Source organism: Bdellovibrio bacteriovorus (genome assembly GCF_048286975.1).
Classification (GTDB): Bacteria; Bdellovibrionota; Bdellovibrionia; order Bdellovibrionales; family Bdellovibrionaceae; genus Bdellovibrio; species Bdellovibrio bacteriovorus_H.
On the sequence record NZ_JBLVRT010000009.1, the window covers coordinates 59,460 to 73,388 of the forward strand.

Genomic DNA, 13,929 nt, shown 5'->3' on the forward strand with positions numbered 1-13,929 from the left:
AAGCACCGGGACTTTGTCCCTTTTTCAAAACTTGGAGCCCTGCATGAAAATTAAGCATCTTGAGGACCTAAACACTCTTGTGAGCCTCAGCAAACGTCGTGGTTTTGTATTCCAATCCAGTGAGATCTATGGCGGTCTTGGAAGTTGCTGGGATTACGGTCCTCTGGGCTCTTTGATGAAATTGAATGTGAAGCGTGCTTGGTGGAATGCCATGACCCGCAGACCTGATATCGTGGGTCTGGATGCCGCGATCCTGATGCACCCGATGGTGTGGAAAGCCTCCGGTCACGTGGATGGTTTCTCCGATCCATTGGTGGACTGTAAGGAGTGTAAAACACGCTTCCGTGCGGATAACACGGATTCCTATATCAACGAAAAGAAATGCCCGAACTGCGGCAGCAAGAATCTTTCTGAAGAAAGATCCTTCAACCTGATGTTCAAAACTCACATGGGTCCTTTGGAAGATTCCGGCAGCGTGGTGTATCTGCGTCCGGAAACTGCTCAAGGTCACTTCGTGAACTTCCAGAACTGTCAGCAGGCATCCCGTTATAAAATTCCATTCGGTATCGCGGCGATTGGTAAATCCTTCCGTAACGAAATCACACCAGGAAACTTCATCTTCCGTACCCGTGAATTCGAACAGATGGAAATGCAATATTTCGTAGAGCCAGGCACGGACGAACAGTTCTTCAAAGAATGGAAAGAGCGTCGCTGGAATTTCTATATCAAGTTCGGTATCAAACCAGAGAATTTGAAATTCAAAGATCACGACAAGCTGGCGCACTATGCGAAAGCGGCTGTGGACGTGGAATTCAAGTTCCCAATGGGCTTCTCTGAATTGGAAGGTATCCACAATCGTTCGGACTTCGATTTGTCCCAGCACATGAAGTTCTCCGGTAAAAACCTGGAGTACTTCGACGAACCGAACAAAAAGAAATACATCCCTTATGTGATTGAAACAGCCGTGGGTTGTGATCGCCTGTTCCTGGCGTTCCTGTGTGATGCTTACCGTGAGGAAGTGACGACAGACGAAGCGGGTAAAGAAGACGTTCGCGTGGTGATGGGTCTGCACCCGGAAATCGCTCCGTTCAAAGTGGCAGTTCTGCCTCTGTCCAAAAAAGAGGAGCTAAGCTCTATCTCTGAAAAACTGCGTGACCAATTGGCTGAAGACTTCGACGTGAACTATGACGAATCCCAGTCCATCGGTAAACGTTACCGTCGTCAGGACGAGATCGGCACACCGTTCTGCGTGACTGTGGACTTTGACACCATCAATGATCAGGCGGTGACCGTTCGTCACCGTGACAAGATGACTCAAGAGCGCGTGGCGATCACTCAGTTGAACGCATATATCGCAGCCAAGTTGAAGACCTTTAATCAGTAGCCCGACAGGGGCAGAGCTGAAGCTGCTTTAAATTAAAAAGGGAGTGCATCGCACTCCCTTTTTTTATTTCCATGATATCACAAGCTCGGTGAGCTTATTTGTCCAGTTCCCAGCAACTGTAAGAACCGTTGTTGGTCAGAAGCACGATGCTGCCGTCACCATTGTGAGCCACGGGCTTCAAAGTTTTGTTATCAAAGATCAATCCATAAGGATTGTCGCCCGGATAGGTTTTCACGTGAGTGTAAACGCGGCCGGTGGTTTTGGATTTGAAAGTGATGACGTACAGATCGTTGTAGGCCTGGTCGCCACCAGGACCGAACAAAGCTTTGAGCTCTGCAAAAGTCAGGGCATTGGCTGTGTACTCATGATCCACCAGGTGAGCGTTCACCATCGCCAGATCTTTGTCGCTGATGGATTGAACTTCCTTGATGTCAAACTCGCTAACGTCCGCGAAGGCTTTTTCAAAAGCGAATTCATCTTCGTTGCCAGCGTCCATTGCGCAAAGCTCTTTCAAAGCAGGCAGGGAATAGGATTGTGGTGCCGCAAATGCAGATGCGGAAGTCAAAGTCAGGGCTAAAGCCAGGATCTGGTGTTTCATAGTCTCTCCGTGTGTTTCGATTTCGAGGGTATTCCTATCAAGCTGATTCGTTTGTGTGAAGTGCATAGAATCAAAGTTAATATGCTTTTTAGGAATACCTGCTGCTTCAGCTTGCGGGGGCTGCCGCCCCTTCTGCTCTGCCCGGCGGGGCCGGATTAGTACAGATAGATGTTGGAGTCGTTTTTGCCGTTGTCGCGATAGAAGATGCCGTCGATGCGGCCTTCATGCACGCGATTGCAATTGATGATCACGCCGGAAACCAGAACTTCATCCAGGGAAAGCGGGCAGTTGTAAGCCGGACTGAACATCTTTACGCCGTTGATTTTGGCGCGGCACTGAGTTTCGTTCAAGACTTCAACGGAAGAAACCAGAGCGATGCCTTGAGCCTCTTCAAGAGTGCAGTCTTGAGCGAAAGAGCTGCTTACGGACATCAAAACAGACAGGGCAAGAACGGCCTTTTTCATGAATTTCTCCTTGGGTTTTTGGGATGCGCGATTTTCTAGCACAGGCCCTGCCGAAAGACCCGTTAGGATTTAGTCGGGAAGGGCTTCCTGTAAAAACTCCTAAGTGCTCGATAAACGTGTGGTTTTTTAAGGGAAGCAGAAGTCCCCGGAACACCCTTCCGGGGGTGGAATGGAAGCTCTATAACTCAGAGCATATTGGGCCCCAAAATTTCATTGATATTAAGGGCTTAGGGATGTTCTATGTCTACTAGATAGGACAACTAATTTTACTTTTCCGGTGGGGGAGACTAATGCACCAGAATGTAAACTCTGACAAACAAGCATCCAAAACAGCCGTTCCACAGAAGTTCGTCTACTTCTTTGCTGCCGGGGATTCCGAAGGCAATGCAGGCATGAAGAACATCCTGGGTGGTAAAGGCGCCAACCTGGCCGAGATGACCTCTTTGGGCATTCCGGTTCCTCCGGGCTTCACGATCTCCACTGAGATCTGCGCTCACTTCTATGAAGCCGGTGGCAAGCTGCCTGACTGGGTTCGCCCGGCGGTGCAGGAGTCCATGAACAAAGTGGAATCCAAGATTGGCAAAAAATTCGGCGATGTGAACAACCCACTTTTGGTTTCTGTTCGTTCCGGGGCTCGCGCTTCCATGCCAGGCATGATGGATACGATCCTGAATCTGGGCTTGAATGATCAGACTGTGGAAGGCTTGGCGAAGTCCTCTAACAATCCGCGCTTTGCGTGGGACTCTTACCGTCGTTTCATTCAGATGTATTCTGATGTGGTGATGGGGATGAACTCTTCACTTCTGGAAGTGACTCTGGAAGACATGAAAGAGGAAAAACACTACAAACTTGACACCGAAATGACGGTCGATGACCTGAAGCTTCTGGTGAAAAAATTCAAAGACCTGGTTCATCAGATGACCGGTCAGTCCTTCCCGGCAGATCCTTGGGAGCAGCTGTGGGGCGCGATTTCCGCGGTCTTCCATTCCTGGAACACGCCGCGTGCGATCACTTACCGTGAATTGCATTCGATCCCGGCGGCTTGGGGTACGGCTGTGAACGTTCAGTCCATGGTCTTTGGTAACATGGGTGATGACTCGGCAACGGGTGTGGCATTCACGCGCAATCCATCCACAGGTGAAAAAGCGTTCTACGGCGAATTCCTGATCAACGCTCAGGGTGAAGACGTGGTGGCGGGTATCCGCACTCCGCAGCCGATCACCAAGATCGCAGCGGCCGCTGCGGGTGTGTTGTCTTTGGAAGAAGCTTTGCCAAAGGCTTATGGCCAGCTGGTTGATATTTATAAAAAACTGGAAGGTCACTATCGTGACATGCAGGACATCGAGTTCACTATCGAACGCGGTGTTTTGTGGATGCTGCAAACCCGTAACGGTAAAAGAACCGCAGCGGCAGCATTGAAAATTGCCTGCGACATGATCGATGAAAAGTTGATCACGCAGGACGAAGCGATCCTGCGTCTGGATCCTTCCTCTTTGGATCAGCTTCTGCATCCGACTTTGGATCCGAAAGCAGCGAAGACCACTTTGGCCAAAGGTTTGCCAGCGTCTCCGGGCGGAGTGAACGGCCAGATCGTCTTCACTTCTGAAGAAGCGGTTGAATGGAAAGAACAAGGCAAGAAAGTCATCCTGGTGCGCATTGAAACCTCTCCGGAAGACATTGCCGGCATGGTGGCAGCACAAGGGATCCTGACAACTCGTGGTGGTATGACATCACACGCGGCCGTTGTGGCGCGTGGTATGGGTAAGTGCTGTGTGGCGGGTTGTGGTGACATCGAAGTCGACTACCGCAATGAAACCATGAAAGTGAAAGGGTACGTTCTGAAAAAGGGCGACGTGATCACTTTGGATGGTTCCACGGGTGAAGTTTATCTGGGCGAAGTTAAAACCATCGAGCCGAAACTGGATGGCAACTTCGAACGCATCATGAAAATCGCTGACGGCATCCGCAAACTGAAAGTTCGCACGAATGCCGACACGCCAAAGGACGCGCAAACGGCGCGCAACTTCGGTGCGGAAGGTATCGGCCTATGCCGTACTGAGCACATGTTCTTCGGCGCAGATCGCATCGATGCGGTTCGTGAGATGATCATTGCTGACAACAAAATGGACCGTGAAAAAGCTTTGGCGAAACTTTTGCCAATGCAGCGTGAAGACTTCTATCAGCTGTTCAAAATCATGGACGGCCTGCCAGTGACGATCCGTTTGTTGGATCCACCTCTGCATGAGTTCGTTCCGCACACGGATGAAGAAACCAAGGAATTGGCAAAACGTCTGAACACGGACTATGAGCGCCTGCGCTCAAAAGTAAAATCCCTGCACGAATTTAATCCGATGCTGGGTCACCGTGGCTGTCGTCTGGCGATCACTTATCCTGAAATTTACCAGATGCAGGTTCGTGCAATTGCGGAAGCTGCGGCTCAGTTGATGGCTGAAGGCAAAACCCTGGCGCCGGAAATCATGATCCCGCTGGTGGCGACAGACAAGGAACTGGACACTTTGCGCGGTCAGGCTGTGGCTGAAGTGAACAAGGTTCAATCTGAAAAGAACGTGAAGTTTGAATACACAGTGGGCACGATGATTGAGCTTCCAAGAGCTGCGATCACCGCGGACGCCATTGCAGAACATGCGGACTTCTTCAGCTTTGGTACGAACGATTTGACTCAGACGACTTTGGGCTTGTCCCGTGATGACTCCGGTCGCTTCCTGGGCACTTACGTGTCTCATGGAATTCTGCCGAAAGATCCGTTCATGTCCATCGATCAGGTGGGTGTGGGGTCTTTGGTGAAAATGGGTGTGGACCTGGGCCGTCGCACGAAGCCTGACTTGAAAGTCGGCGTGTGCGGTGAGCACGGTGGTGACCCTGAATCCATCGAGTTCTTCCACAAGGTGGGCCTGGATTACGTGTCCTGCTCTCCGTTCCGTGTGCCTATCGCCAGACTGGCGGCAGCCCGCGCGGCCCTGATGGGTAAGAAAATCCACTAAGCAAAAAACGAAAAAGCCCTCTGATGAAGAGGGCTTTTTTTGTTTCACCGGTTCACTTTGTAAAATAGGTGACCAGAATTCCTAACACCATGGTGGTGAAAAGAATGCGAAAAGCAATCTCGCCATTGGTGGCGGATGCTTTGTATCCGACCTCTGTCTTTTTGTATTGCATAGGTCCTCCTTGGTAAAGACATCCTAGCGTCTTTAATCTCAAGGATTTCTTAAATCCTGTGTGGACCAGATAAAGATTTTATAAAACTACCTTTCTAATGAAGGATTCCACTTCTGCCAGTCTTTCGGGGCTGAGCCCTGCAAAGGGAACCGCGCATTGTATTTGGCGATGTCGCCAGGCGGGTCGGGTGTGAAGAACTCAATCCCGCCGTGAAGCAGAGTTTCCAGTGAATTGATTTTTAGTTCTGATTTAAACAGACCCAGTTTGGCCTGCACGCCGACCTTGCGCCAGAACTGGGTGTTGGTGCGCACCAGGCGGGCGTACTTGCTTTGCAGATTGATCTGCACATACAGGGATTGGGCGGTCTTGCTTAAGGACACCTTCGTGACGGTGCCGACATTCATGCCACGAAAGCTGACGTTGTCTCCGGGGTTGATGGACTCGGCGTTGTTGGTCTCAAGCCGGTAAGTGACCGTGTCTTCCAAAGGATCCTGCGTGGCGCTTTCCTGTTTGCCTTCGAACTCTTTCGTCTCGGAGCCTTCTCCTGGTTGGGCCGCTATGTAAGGACCTCCGATTAAAGTTTCAAGGCCGGTGATGCCCTGGATGCTGACTTTGGGGGTGACGATCCAGAACTTGGCACCTTCCTGGGCGAAGCTTTTTGCACCTTTATCCAGGCGGGCGTGCACCAGAACCTTCTTTTGGTCTTCAGACAGGGCCACTTCTGTGACTTTGCCGACGGTCACACCGCGATAGCTCAGGCGCGTTTTTTCCGCTTCAATGCTGCTGCCTTCATCAAAGGAAATGATGATCTCTGGCCCCAGCGACGTCAGATACTGTACCAGCAGCCAGGCGGAAATCGCCACGGCAAAAGCCGGGAACAACCAGACATACCAGTGAGAACCGATCTTTTTAGCCCTCTGTTTCAGATCTTTTTCCATCACGGTCCTTTTCGTTAAAAGCACTGCGGTCGAAGTAAGCCGAAGCCAGCATTGTAAATATCACCACCAGAGCAAATAACAGCGCTCCGGGTTTGGGTTCCACCGTGGCCCATTTTCCAAGTTTTAGAATTGCGATCATGATCGACAGCAGGAAGATGTCCAGCATGGACCAGCGGCCGATAGCCTCCACGATTCGGTACAGATTGTCTTTCAGCCGGGGCTGACGGTCCGAGGAATCCAGTGACAGATAGAAAAGAATAATGAGTTTCAGCAGCGGGATCAGAATACTGGCCAGGAATACGATAATGGCGATGGGCCATGAACCCGCTTTCGCCAGCGAGACAATTCCATCCCAGATGGTCGCTGTGTTTCTGCGTCCATAAAGTTCGATGCTCATAAATGGGAACAGGTTCGCCGGTATGTAAAGCACCAGTGCGGTAATAGAAAACGCCAGGGTCAGAGGCTGAGCTTGTGTATTCATTTCGTCATCTTACCCCCTTGATGCAGGCAGGATATTTGTATTTCCACAGCCAGGGAGGACCCGCAGATTTCGTCTGACACAGCTGAAAAATACAACTCACGGCGGAATATTCTTTGTCCTTATGCTTAAGGGGTCGTTCAAAATTCAAGAAAGGATGCATGATATGGCTCAATCAAAGAAGGGTTTGACCACCAGTGCTGGTGCGCCGGTTTCAGACAATCAGAATTCGTTGACGGTGGGGCCTCGTGGGCCGTTGGTACTTCAGGATGTGGCGCTGATTGAAAAGCTCGCGCACCAAAACCGCGAGCGGGTGCCGGAAAGAACAGTCCATGCCAAGGGCTCCGGCGCTTTTGGCACGCTGACGATCAACGGAGATATTTCCAAATACACCCGCGCAAAGTTCCTTCAGCCGGGAACAAAAACAGATCTGCTGATTCGTTTTTCAACGGTGGCCGGCGAAAGGGGCGCTGCAGATGCTGAACGCGACGTGCGGGGATTTGCGCTGAAGTTTTACACCGAAGAGGGCAACTTTGATTTGGTCGGCAACAACACGCCGGTTTTTTTCGTGCGTGATCCTTATAAATTTCCCGACTTCATTCACACACAAAAACGCGATCCGCGCACCAACTTACGAAGCCCCACGGCAATGTGGGACTTCTGGTCACTAAGTCCCGAGTCCTGCCACCAGGTGACAATTCTATTCTCTGACCGTGGTTTGCCGGCGTCATATCGGCACATGCACGGATTTGGTTCGCACACCTATTCCCTGATCAATAGCAAGGGGGACCGTCACTGGGTGAAGTTCCACTTCAAAACCCAGCAAGGGATTAAAAATCTGACCAATGATGAAGGGGCAGAGCTTGTGGGGCGCACGCGCGAAAGCCATCAGGAGGATCTGTACAATTCGATCGAAGAAAAAAGCTTTCCGAAATGGCGCATGTATGTGCAGATCATGAGCGAAGAGCAGGCCAAGAAAACCTGGTACAATCCCTTTGATCTTACCAAAGTGTGGCCGCACGGAGAGTTCCCGATGATCGAGGTGGGCACCATGGAGCTCAACCGCAATCCGACAAACTATTTTGCTGAAATAGAGCAGGCGGCTTTCAACCCGAACAACATGGTGCCGGGTGTTTCCTGGTCGCCGGACAAGATGCTGCAGTCGCGCACTTTTGCGTATGCTGATGCCCATCGCTATCGCATCGGCACTCACTACGAAATGCTTCCTGTGAACAAACCCAAAGTGGAAGTGAACCACTATCATCTGGACGGGGCCATGCGGCTGGATGTTCCTGAATACAATCATGCCTATTATGAACCGAACTCTTTCGGGGGGCCTGCTCAGCAGGAACAGTACCGGGAACCGCCATTGAAGCTGGATGATGCCACCATGGACCGGTTTGATCATCATCAGGGCAATGATGATTACCGTCAGGCAGGGGATTTGTTCCGGTTGATGGACGCCGATAAAAAAAGGCAGCTGCTGGATAATATCGCCGAACATATGAAGGGCGGAAATGTGCCTGAAGAAATCGTACGCCGTCAGATCGAGGTCTTTATGAGGTGCGATCCTGCTTACGGTGGCGGCTTGGCCGAGCGCATGGGTGTAAAGGTTTATTCAGACAAATATGAAAGTGGCAGTGCCCATCATTAGGGCGGGGGATGTATGGCGACCTGGGAAGAATATAAAAAGACAATGGTGGTGGAACCACTGATTTTTGAAGAGGCTCGTAACGGCAATTGCGAGGCCTTGAAGCAGTACCTGGATTTTGGCGGAGGTTTGGAAATTCGTAATTTCAAAGGGCACACGCTGTTGATGCTGGCTGCGTATAACAATCAGGAGGACGCCGCCGAGTTTCTGATCGAACGCGGGGCGGATGTGAATTCCACCGATGATATGGGGAACTCGGTTTTGATGGGGGTTTGCTTTAAAGGTCACACGCGGCTGGCGGAGCTGTTGTTAAGTAACGGAGCCCGGCTGGAGGATAAAAACCCTCATGGCATGACGGCCCTGGATCTGGCCCGGGTGTTTGGGCGTAAAGAGGTGGTGTCCTTGTTAAGTGATCGTCCGGCCTCCTGGTTGGATCCAATGGAGGTCGCCTGCCGTCTGATCTCGCGCAAGCTGTCGCGGCCGACTCCGGAAGCTTGATATTATATATAGAGAAGGCACTGCCAGATTGTGTAAACACTGTGCAGTGCTAAGTGCTTTGTTTCATTGTGGTACGTGATAGTTTTGTAGAGACGCTTTTCAGAAAGCCAATTGTCGTCACTGTCTAACCTAAAGACAGTGTGAACTTATTCCATGATCCTTCCTGATTGCTGTAAGTGTTCGAAATTCGTTGGTGAAACGCGTGCCAGGGGTTTTTGGCCGATGAATTGCTTTAAGGAACAGCATAGAGAAGGAAACAAATTTTATGAAATTCAAAAACTATGTTCTGACGATCCTGAAAGCTCTTGTACTGACTGCCATGACTGTAGGTTTGGCGAACTGTAGCAAGGATGACAATAACAGCGGTACCAGCAATATCTATTACTGGGGTGCCAACAACATCTGTTATCAGAATGTAAACGGGCAGGCGGTTCAGGTGAACCAGACGTACTGCTCTACGAATTCGACTTACGCTTACAACTCTGCCGGCGTGTGCACGATCAAGTCCACAGGTCAGCAAGTGGCGCAATCCTACTGCACGAACAGTGGTACAACTGGACAATACGTGATGAGCGGCAACCAGTGCTACCAAGTCAGCGGTACACAATACATCCCGGTGAACTACACATACTGCATGGGTAACACAGGTGGTGCGACGACTTCCCAGACTTGCTCCGGCGTGTACTACTACGGTGGTCAACAGTACAACTGCGGTGTGACTCACAACTGTTCTGGTGTGATCATGCAAAACCAGTACGGCCAATCCGTACAGTGTTTGTAAGATCCCGCGGAAAAATTCCTTCTTAATTCCGACAATCCACGGCGCCCCGGTTACCCGGTGCGCCGTTTTGCATTTGGCGCCATGCAAAATAACTAGGCAGCATTTCATGATGCAGCAAGTAAATCGGTTGTAAGTCTGCTTAAGTTTTCAGCGTTAGGCCTTCTTTTAAGAGCCTATGGTTGACATGCTTCCCAACACTCGCGAAATTCTAATGGTCTTTGGTCTAGCTAGACCAAGGGCTTGTGTTTGAGGGGAAGTACTCAAGAGGGGATATACCTTGAGAATTAAGAAGATTGAACTAATTGGTTTTAAATCGTTCAAAGACCGCACCGTCATCCATTTTGATGCCGGTATCACTGGTATCGTCGGACCCAATGGTTGCGGTAAATCCAACATCGTGGATGCCTTGATGTGGGTTATGGGTGACCAGTCCGCCAAGGATCTGCGTGCATCCCAGATGACTGACGTCATCTTCGGTGGAGCTGAAGGTTATGCTCCGCTGGGCATGTGTGAAGTGTCCCTGACACTTGAAAATGACGGTGGTCCATTCCCGGCAAAATATATTAAACATTCTGAAATCATGGTGACCCGCCGTTTGCACAGAAACGGTGAAGGTGAATACTTCATCAATAAAGAACCTGCTCGTTTGAAAGACCTGCAGGAGATCTTTATGGATACGGGTGCCGGTTCCAAAGGTTTCTCCATCATCGCTCAGGGTATGATCGGTAAGATCATCACTGCGAAACCTGAAGACCGCCGCATGCTTATCGAAGAAGCTGCCGGTATCACCAAGTTCAAAGCCCGTAAAAAAGAATCCCAGCGCAAACTGGTTGCGACCGATCAGAATCTGGTGCGTTTGCAGGACATCATCGGCGAGTTGAAACGCCAGATCGATTCTTTGCAAAGACAGGCTCAGCGTGCAGAACGCTATCGCAATATCAAAAATCAGATTGAAGATCTGGATCTGTGGCTTTCCACCGCTCAGTACGTTGAATTGAAACGCGCTGCGGACGAAGCTCAGGCGATCTTCAACGAAGCGCAAAGCATGGAAGTGGAAGGCGAAACCAACCTTTCCACTTTGCAGGGCCAGCTTGAAGTTCTGAAATTGCAGATCCTGGAAAAGGAAAAAGCGGTTGAAGAACAGCAGACTGAGTACTTCACAAAACAATCCACTGTTCAAAAGAAAGAGATGGAGATCCAGGAGCTTCGCTTCGAGATCGAACAGGCTCGCCGCAATGAACAGATGACCGGCACCATCCTGCAGGAGCAGCAAGCCCGTAAAGAGCTTCTTGCCCGCGACAAAGCTGCGTTGGATGAGCAGGTGACTGAGCTGAAAGAAGAGTCCGAGTCTCTGTCTGCAGCCTTCACTGAAAAAAATGAAATCTTCCAGAACTTCAATTCCCGCATCGGCACTGTGGACGAGGACCTGACGACGAAACGTCGTGAGCTGTTCGCCGTCGGTCAGACCGAATCCTCTTTGGATGCGCGTGTGAATTCCCTGTCCTCTCAGATCGCGGACCTGACAGACCGTCAGGACAACGAGCAGCAGGTGTTGAACGAACTTCGTGAAAAACAAGTTGAGTTCGAAAACCGCCGTAAAAAAGTGATCACTGAGCTGGATAAAGAGCGTCAGATGCAGCTGGATCTTGCCAGCGATGTGGACTCTTTCGAAGCCAATAAAAAAATCCTTCAGGATTCCGTGGCGACTAAAAAAGCCGAAGTGGATTCCTTCAAGGATTCCCTGAACGAAGTGGCGTCCCGCCTTTACGGTCTGGAAAACCTGCAAAATAACTTTGAAGGTTTCCAGGAGGGTGTGAAGCAGGTCATGCTATGGCAGAAGACCCGCACTCAGGAAATGATGGCGGATGGTTCTGTTGTATCTCACTTCCAGCCGGTTTCTGAGGTTGTTGAAGTTCCGGCTGAATACGAAGTGGCGATGGAAGCGGCTTTGGGTTCTCGCTTGCAGATGTTGTTGTCTTCTGACGCCAATATCGCGGTGGACGCTGTTTCCCACTTGAAAGAAAATAAATCCGGTCGCTCCAGCTTTATGGCTGCTGACGGTCAGGGGCTTACTTTCAATCGCGCTGAAGCACCAATGGGTCAGGACGGCGTTCAAGCCATCCTGAAAGACGTGGTTCAGGCGGCAGACAAATTCAAAAATACAGTGACCTACATGCTTGATGGCGTTGCGATTGTGGATTCCATCCGCACCGCTTTGAACTTGCGCCCAAGATATGAAGGCTGGACATTCGTGACTCTTGACGGTGACACGCTGACAGCTGACGGTGTTTTGACAGGGGGCTCTTCGGAGTCCGCTGATTCTGGCATGCTGAAGCGTCGTCGTGAAATCAAAGAATTGTCCGAGAAAAAAGACGAATTCGCAGGAAAACTGCAACTGGCTCAGATGGCTCTTAAAAAGACCGAAGAGCAGCTGGCCAACGTATTGAATGACTTCGAAGGCGCGCAAAAACGCAAGATCGATCAGGAGATCAAAGTTGCCGAATTGAGAAAAGACGCTGAACGCGCTGAAAATGAAGTTCAGAACGCTTTGGCGGCAGTTGAGCGCCAGGAACGCGAAGTCAAAAAACTGACAGAGCAACTGGAAGTTCAAGAGCAGAAACTTGAAGAACTGAACGAGGCTCTGATCGAGGCTCGTGAAAGAAAAGTTCTGCTTGAGACTGAAGTGGAGACTTTGAACTCTGAAATGAACTCTGTTCGTCTGGGCTTTGACGGTCTTCAGGCGGAAGTGACGGATCTTCAGGTGAAGTCCGCTTCCAAAACCCAGGAATACACTGGTGTTTTGAGACAGCTTGAAATGGTGACCAAATCCCTGACGGATCTGGAAGCTCAGTTGGCACGTATGAGTGAAGAGGCTGAAGGGTACAACTCCCAGATGACCGACACTCAGGTGACTCTGGAAGAAAAGAAAATTGAATTTGAACGTCTTTTGGACGAAGTCGAGACCCTGAAGCTTCAGGCGGCTCGCGCGAAAGACGAATACGAAGTGATGTCTGAATCAATCCGTGCGATCGAAGATGAAGCTTCCGCTTCTCAGCGTGCACGCAATGAAAGACAGCACAAAATGAACGACTCCCAGTTGAAGCTGGAGCAGGCGAAGATGAAAGAGCAGTACCTGATTGATCAGGTGCGCGAGCGCTACATGCTGAACCTGCCTGACGTTGTTGAGAAATACGTGAACCGCGAAGGTGACTTCCTGGAAGCGGATGCTCAACTGAAAGACCTGCGTGAGAAACTGGCGAAGATCGGTGAAGTGAACCTGTCTGCGATCGAAGAGTACGAAGAGACTGCTCAACGTTACGAATTCCTGACCAAACAGCACGCGGACCTGACCGAGGCCAAAGATCAGTTGCGCAAGGTTATCGAGCGTATTAACAAAATCTGCTCCAAGCGTTTCAAAGAAACCTTCGAGCTGGTTAACGACCGTTTCACCCGCGTATTCCCGGTCTTGTTCGGTGGCGGTGAGGCTTGGTTGGAGCTTGTTGAAGAAACTGAAAAGAACGAAGCGGGTATCGAGATCATCGCACGTCCTCCAGGCAAAAAGACCCAGAACGTGTCTTTGATGTCGGGTGGTGAGAAGGCGTTGACTGCGGTGGCGCTGGTGTTCTCGATCTTCCTGGTGAAACCATCTCCATGGTGTTTGCTGGATGAGGTTGACGCTCCACTTGATGACGCCAACGTATTCCGTTTCAACGACCTGGTTCGTGAAATGGCCAAACGTTCTCAGATCATCGTTGTTACCCACAACAAGCACACCATGGAAGTGGCGGGCAAGTTGTACGGCGTGACGATGCAGGAGCGCGGTGTTTCCACGATGGTTTCTGTATCCATCCAGGACATCAAATAGTCTGAAGAAAACAAAACGAATGCCAAAGACCCCGTTGATGACCTCAACGGGGTTTTTCTTTTTCCGGGGTGTTGCGGGTTGAGACGTTCCGCCGATTC

The 13,929-nt window shown here is 50.5% G+C and carries 10 protein-coding genes; 6 read left to right on the forward strand and 4 right to left on the reverse strand.

The genetic code is table 11. The features are described from left to right. Window positions 1-43 precede the first annotated feature (43 nt). A complete protein-coding gene (locus tag ACNQKP_RS18130; RefSeq protein ID WP_011163664.1) occupies window positions 44-1,384 on the forward strand; it encodes a glycine--tRNA ligase in 1,341 nt (446 codons plus the stop codon). Window positions 1,385-1,478: 94 nt separating this feature from the next. On the opposite strand, the gene ACNQKP_RS18135 is transcribed toward ACNQKP_RS18130, so the two are convergent. Further along, window positions 1,479-1,982 (reverse strand): hypothetical protein, encoded by a 504-nt coding sequence (locus ACNQKP_RS18135; protein ID WP_038451100.1) that lies wholly within the window; start codon window positions 1,980-1,982, stop codon window positions 1,479-1,481. 155 nt (window positions 1,983-2,137) lie between these two features. Beyond that, window positions 2,138-2,446, reverse strand: a complete 309-nt coding sequence (locus ACNQKP_RS18140; protein WP_041583487.1) for a hypothetical protein — start codon at window positions 2,444-2,446, stop codon at window positions 2,138-2,140. Window positions 2,447-2,736: 290 nt separating this feature from the next. On the opposite strand from ACNQKP_RS18140, the gene ppdK reads away from it, so the two are divergent. Next, window positions 2,737-5,448 carry a pyruvate, phosphate dikinase gene (gene ppdK, locus ACNQKP_RS18145; RefSeq protein WP_417866680.1) on the forward strand — a complete coding sequence of 904 codons (2,712 nt, stop codon included), beginning with the start codon at window positions 2,737-2,739 and terminating at the stop codon, window positions 5,446-5,448. Between the two features lie 258 nt (window positions 5,449-5,706). Here the strand turns inward: ppdK and ACNQKP_RS18150 are convergent, their stop codons facing one another. Beyond that, window positions 5,707-6,558: an MlaD family protein gene (locus ACNQKP_RS18150; protein ID WP_417866682.1), complete on the reverse strand. Its 852-nt coding sequence runs from the start codon at window positions 6,556-6,558 to the stop codon at window positions 5,707-5,709. Then, entirely contained in the window at window positions 6,530-7,039 is a 510-nt protein-coding gene (locus ACNQKP_RS18155; RefSeq protein ID WP_011163670.1) for a paraquat-inducible protein A, read from the reverse strand. The genes ACNQKP_RS18150 and ACNQKP_RS18155 overlap by 29 nt, the downstream gene beginning before the upstream one ends. Before the next feature lie 163 nt (window positions 7,040-7,202). Here ACNQKP_RS18155 and ACNQKP_RS18160 point away from each other — a divergent pair, with 163 nt between their 5' ends. The 4 genes from ACNQKP_RS18160 to smc all read left to right on the forward strand — a co-directional run bounded on the left by ACNQKP_RS18160 (window position 7,203) and on the right by smc (window position 13,831). Then, window positions 7,203-8,690, forward strand: a complete 1,488-nt coding sequence (locus tag ACNQKP_RS18160; protein WP_417866685.1) for a catalase — start codon at window positions 7,203-7,205, stop codon at window positions 8,688-8,690. Between the two features lie 12 nt (window positions 8,691-8,702). Further along, entirely contained in the window at window positions 8,703-9,185 is a 483-nt protein-coding gene (locus ACNQKP_RS18165; RefSeq protein WP_417866687.1) for an ankyrin repeat domain-containing protein, read from the forward strand. A gap of 265 nt (window positions 9,186-9,450) precedes the next feature. Continuing rightward, complete coding sequence (locus ACNQKP_RS18170) at window positions 9,451-9,966, forward strand: hypothetical protein (RefSeq protein ID WP_417866689.1); 516 nt, start codon at window positions 9,451-9,453, stop codon at window positions 9,964-9,966. A 277-nt stretch (window positions 9,967-10,243) separates the two neighbouring features. Next, window positions 10,244-13,831, forward strand: coding sequence for a chromosome segregation protein SMC (gene smc / locus ACNQKP_RS18175; RefSeq protein WP_417866691.1), 3,588 nt, complete (start codon window positions 10,244-10,246; stop codon window positions 13,829-13,831). Window positions 13,832-13,929 lie beyond the last annotated feature (98 nt).

Bases quoted from the DNA above. Each gene is read 5' to 3' on its own strand.
- ACNQKP_RS18170 (WP_417866689.1), top strand. From the start codon at position 9,451: ATGAAATTCAAAAACTATGTTCTGACGATCCTGAAAGCTCTTGTACTG.
- ACNQKP_RS18135 (WP_038451100.1), bottom strand. From the start codon at position 1,982: ATGAAACACCAGATCCTGGCTTTAGCCCTGACTTTGACTTCCGCATCT.
- ppdK (WP_417866680.1), top strand. From the start codon at position 2,737: ATGCACCAGAATGTAAACTCTGACAAACAAGCATCCAAAACAGCCGTT.
- ACNQKP_RS18130 (WP_011163664.1), top strand. From the start codon at position 44: ATGAAAATTAAGCATCTTGAGGACCTAAACACTCTTGTGAGCCTCAGC.
- ACNQKP_RS18150 (WP_417866682.1), bottom strand. From the start codon at position 6,558: ATGGAAAAAGATCTGAAACAGAGGGCTAAAAAGATCGGTTCTCACTGG.
- ACNQKP_RS18140 (WP_041583487.1), bottom strand. From the start codon at position 2,446: ATGAAAAAGGCCGTTCTTGCCCTGTCTGTTTTGATGTCCGTAAGCAGC.
- ACNQKP_RS18165 (WP_417866687.1), top strand. From the start codon at position 8,703: ATGGCGACCTGGGAAGAATATAAAAAGACAATGGTGGTGGAACCACTG.
- ACNQKP_RS18155 (WP_011163670.1), bottom strand. From the start codon at position 7,039: ATGAATACACAAGCTCAGCCTCTGACCCTGGCGTTTTCTATTACCGCA.
- ACNQKP_RS18160 (WP_417866685.1), top strand. From the start codon at position 7,203: ATGGCTCAATCAAAGAAGGGTTTGACCACCAGTGCTGGTGCGCCGGTT.